At 54.4% G+C, this 11,455-nt stretch carries 9 protein-coding genes; 6 read left to right on the forward strand and 3 right to left on the reverse strand.

The annotated features are described in order from the left end of the window. The 5 genes from C5O24_RS07555 to gpmI form a co-directional block, all read left to right on the forward strand. On the forward strand, positions 1 to 771 hold a 771-nt coding region (locus tag C5O24_RS07555; RefSeq protein ID WP_161553847.1), incomplete at its 5' end, for a GH92 family glycosyl hydrolase. After that, positions 768 to 2,888, forward strand: coding sequence for a GH92 family glycosyl hydrolase (locus C5O24_RS07560; protein WP_107034901.1), 2,121 nt, complete (start codon positions 768 to 770; stop codon positions 2,886 to 2,888). The genes C5O24_RS07555 and C5O24_RS07560, both read left to right, overlap by 4 nt. Before the next feature lie 106 nt (positions 2,889 to 2,994). Further along, positions 2,995 to 3,399, forward strand: coding sequence for a hypothetical protein (locus tag C5O24_RS07565; protein ID WP_107034900.1), 405 nt, complete (start codon positions 2,995 to 2,997; stop codon positions 3,397 to 3,399). A gap of 198 nt (positions 3,400 to 3,597) precedes the next feature. Continuing rightward, positions 3,598 to 6,246 carry a glycoside hydrolase family 2 TIM barrel-domain containing protein gene (locus C5O24_RS07570; RefSeq protein WP_107681668.1) on the forward strand — a complete coding sequence of 883 codons (2,649 nt, stop codon included), beginning with the start codon at positions 3,598 to 3,600 and terminating at the stop codon, positions 6,244 to 6,246. 190 nt (positions 6,247 to 6,436) lie between these two features. Beyond that, a complete protein-coding gene (gpmI, locus tag C5O24_RS07575) occupies positions 6,437 to 7,948 on the forward strand; it encodes a 2,3-bisphosphoglycerate-independent phosphoglycerate mutase (protein WP_107034898.1) in 1,512 nt (503 codons plus the stop codon). 140 nt (positions 7,949 to 8,088) lie between these two features. Here gpmI and C5O24_RS07580 read toward each other — a convergent pair whose 3' ends face one another. Beyond that, positions 8,089 to 8,874 (reverse strand): hypothetical protein, encoded by a 786-nt coding sequence (locus C5O24_RS07580; protein ID WP_107681669.1) that lies wholly within the window; start codon positions 8,872 to 8,874, stop codon positions 8,089 to 8,091. Next, a complete protein-coding gene (gene guaB, locus C5O24_RS07585) occupies positions 8,871 to 10,349 on the reverse strand; it encodes an IMP dehydrogenase (protein WP_107034896.1) in 1,479 nt (492 codons plus the stop codon). The genes C5O24_RS07580 and guaB overlap by 4 nt, the downstream gene beginning before the upstream one ends. A gap of 294 nt (positions 10,350 to 10,643) precedes the next feature. Between guaB and C5O24_RS07590 the strand changes: the two genes are divergently transcribed. Continuing rightward, positions 10,644 to 11,150, forward strand: a complete 507-nt coding sequence (locus tag C5O24_RS07590; RefSeq protein ID WP_107034895.1) for an RNA polymerase sigma factor — start codon at positions 10,644 to 10,646, stop codon at positions 11,148 to 11,150. A 131-nt stretch (positions 11,151 to 11,281) separates the two neighbouring features. On the opposite strand, the gene C5O24_RS07595 is transcribed toward C5O24_RS07590, so the two are convergent. After that, positions 11,282 to 11,455: YccF domain-containing protein (locus tag C5O24_RS07595; protein WP_275541804.1), on the reverse strand; the 174-nt coding region annotated here is incomplete at its 5' end.

Raw genomic sequence — 11,455 nt, forward strand, 5'->3', positions numbered from 1 at the left:
CTGGAGTATTACGTGGCCGACGCCGCTCTGGCATGGCTCGCAGAGCAGCGTGGCGACACCGAGCTTGCCCGCACGCTGCGTCAGCGCTCGCTCGGATATAAGAATTATTATTCTAAAGAGAGCGGCACTCTTCGTCCGAAACTCGCCGACGGAACTTTCCTGTCGCCGTTCGATCCCCGGCAGGGAGAGAACTTCGAGGTGGTACCGGGCTTCCACGAGGGCAGCGCATGGAATTACACCTTCTTCGTTCCGCACGATGTCGATGGACTGGTCAAGCTGATGGGAGGCAAGCGCAAGTTTGTCGACAGACTCCAGATGGTGATGGACAGCGCTCTCTATGATCCCGCCAATGAGCCTGACATAGCCTATCCCTATCTGTTCAGCCGTTTCGGTGGCGAGGAGTGGCGCACTCAGAAGGAGGTCAACCGACTGCTCGGCAAATATTTCACCACAAAGCCCGACGGCATCCCCGGAAATGATGATACCGGCACGATGTCGGGCTGGGCTGTGTTCTCGATGATTGGGATGTATCCCGATTGTCCCGGCGAGCCGTTCTATACATTGACCTCGCCCGTGTTCGACGAAGTGGAGATAGACCTCCCCGAAGGCCGCAAGCTGACGATAGAGGCCGACAGGACTTTGCCCTCGGATATATACATACAGTCGATGACTCTTGGCGGAAAGCCGCTGAAGAAATACCGCATAAGCCACGACGAGCTTCTCAAGGGTGGCACACTGAAGTTTAACCTCGGACAAACACCTAAAAAATGAAAATCCGATACACTGCAATGACCGCCGCAGCCCTGGCTGTGACGGTCGCTTCCTGCGGCTCCCGTGACAGCGTATCGCAGCTCACCGATTATGTCGATCCGACTATCGGCAGCGGAGCGCACGGCCATGTGTTTGTGGGTGCAAGCGTCCCCTACGGCATGGTGCAGCTCGGACCGACGAGCATCACTCAGGCATGGGACTGGACTTCGGGCTACCACGAATCGGACAGCACTGTGATAGGATTTTCTCATACCCATCTTTCGGGGACCGGAGTAGGCGATCTGTTCGACATCACCCTGATGCCGGTGACCGGCGAGGTGACCTATGCCCGTGGCAACCATGATGATCCTGAAAGCGGTATGTGGAGCTATGCCGACCGGTCAGAGGAAGTGGCCAAGGCCGGCTATTATGCCGTGCCGCTGACACGCTACGGCATTCTCGCCGAAATGACCGCCACAAACCGCGTCGGATTCCACCGCTACACATTCCCGGCTACCGACTCGGCCGCGATAGTCATAGATCTGCAGAACGGCGGATGCTGGGACAACGCCACCGATACGGAGATGATGCCCATGAGCGACCGTATGATCGCAGGCCACCGGTTTTCGACCGGATGGTCCGACGATCAGAAGGTGTATTTCGCGGCCGAATTTTCCGAGCCGTTCGACGAGTTTACGCTCCACGGGTTTGAAAACCGCTTTGGCCGCGTGTCATTCGCTCCGATGAAGGAGGGAGCGCAGGTGACAGTCAGGGTGGGTATATCGCCCACCTCCGTCGAGGCCGCGATAGCCAATCTGCGGGTCGAAACCGACGGGAAGAACTTCGACCGCGTGGCGGCCGAAGCCGACAGCATCTGGAACCAGGAGCTTGCGCGTGTGACTGTGAAGAGCGACGACACCACAGAGCTGCGCAAGTTCTATACGGCCATGTATCATGTGATGATACTGCCGGCCACGTTCAATGACTACGGTGCCGCTCCGGCCTATACGATCCTGTCGCTGTGGGACACCTATCGTACTCATCTGCCGCTGCTGTCGATCATCGACCGTGAGCGCAGCGCCGAGATAGTCAACTCCATGATCGACCTTTATGAAAAAGAGGGGCATCTGCCGGTGTGGCATCTCTGGGGCTGTGAGAATTATTGCATGGTGGGTAATCCGGGCATTATTCCGGTGGCCGATGCTGTTGTGAAGCGCACACCGGGTGTCGATGCGGCGCGTGCCATGAGAGCGATGCTCGCAACGGCCAACGACACCACACGCGGCCTCGGCGAACGCCGACGGCTCGGCTACACTCCGGTGGAGGCTATCAACGAGGCTCTGTCCTACGACATGGAATATGCCATTGCCGACGCAGCTATAGCCAATGCGGCAAAAGCTACAGGCGACACTGCCACGGCGGCGGAATTTACCGGACGCAGCCACTCGTGGCGTCATTATTTCGACGCGTCGACCGGTTTCGTTCGCGGTCGTGACAGAGCCGGCAAATGGCGCGAGCCTTTTGACCCGAATTTTGTCGACCACCGCAACAATGACTATACCGAGGGAAATGCATGGCAATACACATGGCTTGTGCCGCACGACGTAGACGGCCTGGTAGAGAAGTTCGGCTCGCGTGAGATCACCATAGAGCGGCTCGATTCGTTATTTACGGCTGATTCGAGTCTGCGGGGCAACGTATCGCCCGACATCACAGGTCTGATCGGACAATATGTGCATGGCAACGAGCCAAGCCATCACATTATCTATCTTTATTCGATGCTCGGACGCCCCGACAAGGCGGCAGAGCTGTCCAATCGTGTCATCACCACCCTCTATGATGACAGCCGCACAGGGCTGTCGGGCAACGAGGATTGCGGACAGATGTCGGCATGGCTGGTGATGTCGGCGCTCGGTTTCTATCAGATAGAGCCTGCCGGTGCACGCTATTGGTTCGGCCGGCCACATTTCAGGCAAGCCAGTGTGAAAGTGCCCGGAGGAACATTTACAATAGTGCGTCGCGGCGATGGAATGAAGCCTGAAAAAGTGACGCTCAACGGCCGTGAACTCGACCGGAACTACATTACCCACGACGAAATAATGGCCGGTGGCGAGCTTGTGTTTGTCATGGAACCCTGACCTAAAACCTGCCAAAAAGCCCAGCAAGTCGACACATAGCCGGCATTATTTTGCAGAGAATACAGATTATTATTGCTAATTTTGCAGTGCTAAAAAACAAAATAATATGAAAAAGATAACTAAATTATTGGTTGTGGCTGTAATAGCCATGATGACAATCACCACTGCATGCAGTGGCGCCAAGGATGCCGCTCTTGAAAAAGTGGTAGAGCAGATCAACGAGCAGATCAAGGATCAGAAAATGCCCGGTATCGTGGAGATGAAGCTTACCTTCGACGACGCATACGTGGTCTACAACTACACCGTCGACGAGGAAGTTTCCGACATGGCCACCATCAAGGAAGGTGCCGACGAGTCGAAAAAGAACCTCTACAATACAGTTGTCAGCCAGCCTTCCAACAAGGCTTTCATCGATCTGATCAAGACTCTTGACAGAGGCCTGAAGTTTGACTACAAGGGCAACAAGAGCGGCGAGCATGTAGAGATCGTTTTCGAGAAAGATGAGCTCTAATGCAAGTCTGACACGATAAAGTTTCAACAATATCATAGCGACAGCTCCGGTAGTTGACAAAGCTCCGAAGCTGTCGCATTGTTTTTGCGTCGCAGTATAATCGCAGTATAAAATTACGACATAGGCGAGGATTGCGCAATATGACACAGCGCGGCTTGTCATGCGTCGTCTACCCCTACTTTTCTTACCTTTAATCGAATGAAAAGAATAATATTGGCTCTTGCCGGAATGATGGCGGCCGTTTTGCCGGCATTCTCAACAGCGGAATATTCAATGGCCGGTTTTTTCCCTTTGGACGGAACAGGCCGGATCGTCGCGAGCATGAATCCTGCGTGGCGGTTTCATCGCGGTGATGTCAGTGGCGCGGACTGCAAGGCGTTTGCCGACAGTGCCTGGGAGGTGGTGTCGCTCCCTCACGGCGTAGAGATCCTGCCGTCGGAAGCAAGCGGATGTGTCAACTATCAGGGTCCCGTGTGGTATCGCAAGCATTTCAGTCTGCCCGATTCGCTTTCAGACAAAAAACTGTTTCTGCATTTCGAGGCAATAATGGGTAAATCCAGAGTGTGGGTAAACGGAAAGGAAGTGGCCAGGCATTATGGAGGGTATCTGCCCGTGGTGGCCGACATAACTGACGTCGTAGACAGAGAAGGCGACAACGTGATAGCTGTAATGACTGATAACAGCGACGATCCCTCGTATCCTCCCGGTAAACCTCAGGATATGCTCGATTTTGCATATTTTGGCGGTATATATCGCGACTGCTGGCTTGTGGCGCACGACCGGTTGCATATTACGGATCCCAACTATGAGAACGTCGTGGCAGGTGGCGGTCTGGCCGTATGGTATGACAATGTCGGGGAAAGCAAAGCCGACGTCAACACAAGGCTGCATATACGCAACGAAGCCCGGACGGATTTCTCCGGACGCCTCGAATACATTTTGATTGACGCTGCCGGTGATACCGCTGCCATGACACAAGGCAATATAAAAGTGGCAAAAGGCAAGGCGACATCCATATCGTCGAAACTCAATGTTGACAATGCGCGGCTATGGTCGCCGCGCAGTCCGCATCTCTATAATCTGCACGTAAGAATATATGACCGGAAGGGTAGTGCGGTCGACGGATATCGCAGGCGGATAGGTATAAGAAGTCTGGAGTTCAGGGGCAAGGATGGCTTCTATCTCAATGGAGAGCCGTATGCTGAGCCTCTGATCGGGGCAAACCGCCATCAGGATTACGCTCTTGTTGGAAATGCCGTCAGCAACAGCGCCCACAGGCGTGATGCATTGAAGCTCAAGAATGCAGGCCTGAATGTGATACGCAATGCTCACTGCCCGCAGGATCCGGCATTTATGGATGCCTGCGACGAGCTTGGGCTGCTGGTGATCGATAATACTCCCGGATGGCAGTTCTGGAACGATGCCCCCGAATTCGGACGGCGTGTGTTTTCGGATATCCGCAATCTTGTCAGGCGCGATCGCAACCATCCTTCGGTATGGCTATGGGAACCGATCCTCAATGAAACTTGGTATCCGTCGGATTTCGCGGCAAGGGCCCGTGCTACGGTCGATGAGGAGTATCCGTGGCCCGGATGCTACAGCGCAAGCGACAGTGAGGCTCGGGGGAGCGAGAATTTTCCGATATGGTTCGCACACCCGAGGTCGATGAGCGATGCCCCGGACAAAATCGATCCAACGCGGACATATTTTACCAGAGAATGGGGCGACAATGTCGACGATTGGAGTTCACACAATTCACCGAGCCGTGTATCGCGCTCATGGGGTGAGGAACCGATGCGCATTCAGGCCCGGCATTATTCATGTCCGCCCTACAATGTCACAAGCTACGAGAGCCTGATGAGTCAGCCGCGTCAGCATGTCGGCGGATGTCTGTGGCACTCGTTTGACCATCAGCGCGGCTATCATCCCGATCCATTCTACGGCGGTATAATGGATGCTTTCCGACAGCCGAAATACTCCTACTACATGTTTATGTCGCAGCGTCCGGTTCAAACCGATTCGGTCTATGCGGCCGGTACGGGTCCGATGGTGTGGATAGCACATGAGATGACACCGTTTTCAGGAAGTGACGTCACGGTTTATTCCAACTGCGACGAAGTGCGTCTGACGTTCAATTCCGGAGGAGTGACGATGGTCAGCAGTCGCGATGTCATGAAGCGGCGCGGAATGAGAAATCCGCCGGTGGTGTTCGATGGCGTGTATGATTTTATGGCCGACAAAGCTTTGACACGTAGCGGTAAGCCCGACGACGTATATCTTCTTGCCGAAGGTCTTGTGGACGGCAAGGTGGTGGCGACTCATAAGGTGCGGCCGGCTCGTCGACCTGAAAAGATCATATTGTGGACCGACACAGTCGGCGGTGAACCGCTTAAAGCCGATGGCTCCGACTTTGTGACGGTTATAGCAGCTGTGGCCGACAAAAACGGCCGTATCAAGCGGCTCAACAACTCTATGCTGCATTTCGAGATAGAGGGGGAGGGACGGCTGATAACAGGGTCTGAAGGCGACAATGTAAGGCTCGAATGGGGCACGGCTCCGATTTTAGTTCGTTCGACTCTCCGTAGTGGAACGATCCGTGTCCGCGCTTCAATGGCCAAGGGTGGCACACACCGCCCGATATCAGGCGAACTGACAATCGTGAGCGTGCCTTCTGACGTAAATATGATCTACTATGACAAGGATGCGCGCTTTCTTGATGACAGAGATCGGTATTTGTCGGCAGACGACTGTGGTGTCAGAGATAATGATCAGGAAAGGATGGCACTCGAAAAGAGAGCAGCAAGACTGCTTGAGGTCGAACGTCAGCAAAATGAGTTTGGCGAATGATATCCGGCATAAACTGAAAAGACACAGACACGTTCCCTGACCGGAAAAGACGTCGGTCTGTCAGTCGTGTGCCAAAAGTGTTTTTTTGATGTAGGTTGGTCGGTTATTTGGCGAGAGATTGGATTATTCCGACTGATTTATGTAATTTTGCATACGTAAAAACTGACAACAAACTTGTAACAGAACAGATATGTCACAGAAAGCATTACTCATGATTCTCGACGGGTGGGGCATCGGCAACCACTCCAAGGGCGATGTGATCTACTCCACACCGACTCCGGCATGGGACAAACTCATGGCCAAGTATCCTCACTCGCAGCTTCAGGCAAGCGGTGAAAACGTCGGTCTGCCCGACGGACAGATGGGCAACTCCGAGGTGGGTCATCTCAATATCGGCGCCGGCCGCGTAGTATATCAGGATCTTGTGAAGATCAACAAGGCCTGCGCCGACGGTTCGATTATGGAAAATCCCGAAGTGAAGAATGCCTTCGGCTACGCCAAGCAGACGGGCAAGGCCATTCATTTCATGGGCCTTACCTCTGACGGAGGCGTGCACTCGTCGCTCGATCATCTTTACGCGCTGTGTGATATAGCCAAGGCCTATGGTCTGGAGAAGGTCTACATACACTGCTTCATGGACGGACGCGACACCGATCCGCGCAGCGGCAAAGGATTCATCGAGGCTCTGCAGGCACATTGCTCTAAATCGGCCGGACAGATCGCATCGATTGTGGGACGCTACTACGCGATGGATCGCGACAAGCGCTGGGAACGCGTGAAGATCGCCTATGATCTCCTCGTCAACGGCGAGGGAGAGCAGGCCACCGATATGGTGGCGGCCATGCAGCAGAGCTACGACAACGACATCACCGACGAATTTGTGAAGCCTATCCATAATGCCGCAGTCGACGGCACTATCAAGGAGGGCGACGCCGTGATATTCTTCAACTACCGAAACGACCGCGCCAAAGAGCTGACCACGGTGCTCACACAGCACGATATGCCCGAGGCCGGAATGCACACCGTCAAGGATCTGCAGTATTACTGCATGACTCCCTACGACGCATCGTTCACCGGAGTACACATCCTCTTCGACAAGGAGAATGTAAGCAATACTCTTGGCGAATACCTGTCGTCGCTCGACAAGAAACAGCTTCATATCGCCGAAACCGAGAAGTATGCCCACGTGACATTCTTCTTCAACGGTGGCCGCGAGGCTCCCTACGAGGGCGAGGAGCGTATTCTCGTGGCTTCGCCAAAGGTGGCCACCTACGACCTCAAACCAGAGATGAGCGCCTATGAGGTATGCGACAAGCTTGTGGAGGCAATCCGCAGCGAGGAATATGATTTCATCGTGGTCAACTATGCCAACGGCGACATGGTAGGTCATACCGGAGTCTACGAGGCAATCGAAAAGGCGGTGAAGGCTGTCGACGAATGCGTGGGACGCACCATTGACGCGGCTGTGGCTGCCGGATACGAGGCTATCATAATAGCCGATCATGGCAATGCCGACAACGCTATAAATGCCGACGGTACACCCAATACGGCACATTCGCTAAATCCGGTGCCCTGCATTTATGTAACGGAGAAGAGCGGAGTGAAGGTAGCCGACGGGCGTCTGGCCGACGTGGCTCCGACAATTCTCAAAATCATGGATCTGGAGCAGCCTGCCGAAATGACAGGCCACGCTCTCATCTGAGCCGTAAGCGCATAAGCGTTAATGCGTGATAATATAAAAGGTATCCTGTGCCGGAATTCAGATCCTGGCACAGGATACCTTGTTTTGTCATTTGGCCGATACGCTTGATCCGTTTTGATTGCGTTTGCAGATCGGATCGTCTACGGTCGTTCGTTATATCTGATCGCAAACCGCGACCGCAGCCATTTGATATATAGCCGTTGCAGGTGTGAGTGATGCATGATTGCCAGACGGTCGGCAACGTCCGATGGCTCTTCGGGGCGGTTCAGTATATGTCCGTCGACTATCCGGGCGGCAGCCCATGGCTCGGCAACGGTAGGTGAGGGGAGTGTGTCGCCCCAGACGGCATGATCGGCCCAACGGTTGGCTCCCCGGCCGACAAGCAGTTTCACCAGTTTTACATTCTTTCCGAAGCTTCGCATCAGTATGGCTCTGCGTTCATAGTGGTCGGTTGTGGTCATGGCATGTAGCATTGTCGCAGCCGAATCGGCAAGCTCCCGGCTTATAGACATTACGATCGACCCTTTGAAGCGTGGCGAGTCCCATCGAAGACTGTCGCGCCATCTTTCGAACAGTGTCGATATAGTGAGCGTGTCGGTGGCCGCGATGCTGTCTGTCGCACGGCTGTCGGTAAGAGCTACGGCTGTCTGACGTGCAACGATCGCTTCGGACGACCGGTCGCGGAGCCGCAGGTCGTAGCCTGCGGCGGCTGCGGCCGCAAGCCTCAGGGCGTATTCCTCGAATAGCCGCATGGCTGTGGTGTCGGGGCGTGTGTCAGAGCCGAGAACCTCGTTGAAGTCCTCGCGGTCAAGAGTTATTCCTCCTACAGTGAGCGGCGTAAAGCGTTCTGCCGCTGCAGCGCGTGGCTGCAACGGCAGAAACAGTACGGTCAGTCCTGCTGCGAGCAGGCTTATGCGGCTGATCACTGGTGAGAAGCGCTGTAGTTGGGTGCTTCGCTTGTGATGGCTACATCGTGGGGATGGCTTTCGGCCACGCCGGCATTGGTGATGCGAGTGAATTTCGCATTATGGAGATGCTCTATGTCGGGGGCGCCGCAGTAGCCCATTCCTGAACGCAGGCCGCCGAGCATCTGGTAGGTTACCTCGTAGAGCGATCCTTTGTAGGGCACGCGTGCGGCAATGCCTTCGGGCACGAGTTTCTTCACATCGCATTCTCCGGCCTGGAAGTAACGGTCTTTCGAGCCTTTCTCCATGGCTTCGAGCGATCCCATTCCGCGGTAGGCCTTGTATTTACGTCCGTTGTAGATGATTGTCTCGCCCGGCGATTCCTCGACACCTGCCAGCATTCCGCCAAGCATCACGCTGTAGGCTCCTGCTGCGAGTGCCTTGACGATGTCGCCGGAGTAGCGTATGCCGCCGTCAGCTATCAGAGGCACGCCTGTGCCTTTGAGTGCCTTGGCTACGTCGTAGACGGCCGAAAGCTGGGGCACGCCTACGCCGGCGATCACGCGGGTGGTGCATATGGATCCGGGGCCTATGCCCACCTTGACGCCGTCGGCTCCGTTCTCAACGAGATATTTTGCAGCTTCGCCGGTGGCGATGTTGCCTACCACAACGTCGATATGGGGATATTTTTCCTTGACAGCCTTGAGCACGCCTACCACACCGCGCGAATGACCGTGGGCGGTATCGATCACTATGGCATCCACTCCGGCTTCTACGAGGGCGTCGACGCGCTCCATGGAATCGTTGGTGACGCCGACACCGGCTGCCACGCGCAGACGTCCGAGCGAGTCCTTGCATGCATAGGGCTTGTCTTTGGCTTTGGTGATATCCTTATAGGTCACTAGTCCGACGAGTTTGCCGTCCGAACCCACCACGGGGAGTTTCTCGATCTTGTGCTCCTGCAGTATCTTGGCTGCTTCCTCGAGGTTGGTCGACTGCTTGGTGGTGACGAGATTCTGGGAGGTCATCACTTCGTCGACAGGACGGTCGAGGTTGCGCTCAAAGCGGAGGTCGCGGTTGGTGACTATACCCACGAGGTGACGTTCGTCATCGACCACCGGTATGCCTCCGATATGGTACTCCTCCATCATGGCCAGAGCGTCACGCACGGTCTTGCCGCGCTTGATGGTGACAGGGTCGTAGATCATGCCGTTTTCGGCGCGTTTCACGGCGTGGACCTGACGAGCCTGCTCGGCGATGGTCATGTTTTTGTGTATGACACCGATGCCTCCTTCGCGTGCGATGGCTATGGCAAGCTGGGCCTCTGTGACGGTGTCCATGGCCGCCGATACCAGAGGCACGTTGAGCTCAATGTTGCGTGAAAACTTGGTGCGGAGATTGACCTCGCGGGGGAGGACTTCCGAATAGGACGGGATCAGAAGGACATCGTCAAATGTCAGTCCGTCCATTTTTACTCGATCTGCAATAAACGACATAAACTGTACGAAACGTTATGGATTTAATTGCGCGCAAAGTTACGCAGAATTTTCGAGATTGCCGTCGTGTCTGCGGCCGTTTTTTTGAATGCTTCGGATGTGGTGCGAAGATATATTTGAAAATTAAACACATAACGCAAGGCTGTAACACGACTGTAATCATTTTAACGTGCTTTAACTCAAATTTGCTTGCCGACTCCGTATATGACGTAACTTTGCATCGTCGAACCAATCAATAACCGAGGGTTCAGTACAACGCAAAACAGTATAGTAAGCAACAAAATACGATACGACATGACAACAGTTGATTTCAGGCAGAAACTCACCTCTCTGCAGGCCAATATGCTCAACTTCGCTTATATGCTCACGTCAGATCGCGAAGATGCTGCCGACCTTATGCAGGATACGATGCTGAAGGTGCTTGACAATGCCGACAAGTTTGCCGACAACTCGAATTTCAAGGGATGGGTGTTCACTATCATGCGCAACATCTTCATCAACAATTACCGCAAAGCCGCGCGTGCGGCTACGGTGGTCGATACGACCGACGATCTCTATCACCTCAATCTCAGTCAGGATTCGGGCATAGCCACTCCCGAAGGTGCTTTCGGAGCAAGGGAGATCACCGACGCCATCAATAGTTTCCCCGACAAATACCGCCGGCCGTTCTCCATGCACGTGGCCGGGTATAAATACGACGAGATCGCCGAGAGCATGGGACTGCCGGTGGGCACGGTCAAAAGCCGCATATTCTATGCGCGTCAGCAGCTCCAGATACGCTTTGCCGATTATCGGTGCTGACAGTCCCTCCCTCCATATCGATCAGGTATATATATTGCTTCTCTTCGATTTCAGTAAAATAAGTCGCCGTGTCAGATTCACACTGACACGGCGACTGTTTTTTTTTGATGTTGTCAGCTTTCAGAGCGCTGTCATGAAAACGTCAAGTCTTTTCCGAAGGGGAACAGAGCCAGCTTCATAAGCTTGAAGTGTTGCATCCCGAAGGGTATTCCTACAATGGTGATGCAGAACACCAGCCCCCAGAGCAGATGGGTCAGCGCTATGGCCACACCGCCCAGAAACCACCAGATGACGTTCATCACGCC

This window comes from Paramuribaculum intestinale (assembly GCF_003024925.1).
In the GTDB taxonomy this organism is placed as follows: domain Bacteria; phylum Bacteroidota; class Bacteroidia; order Bacteroidales; family Muribaculaceae; genus Paramuribaculum; species Paramuribaculum intestinale.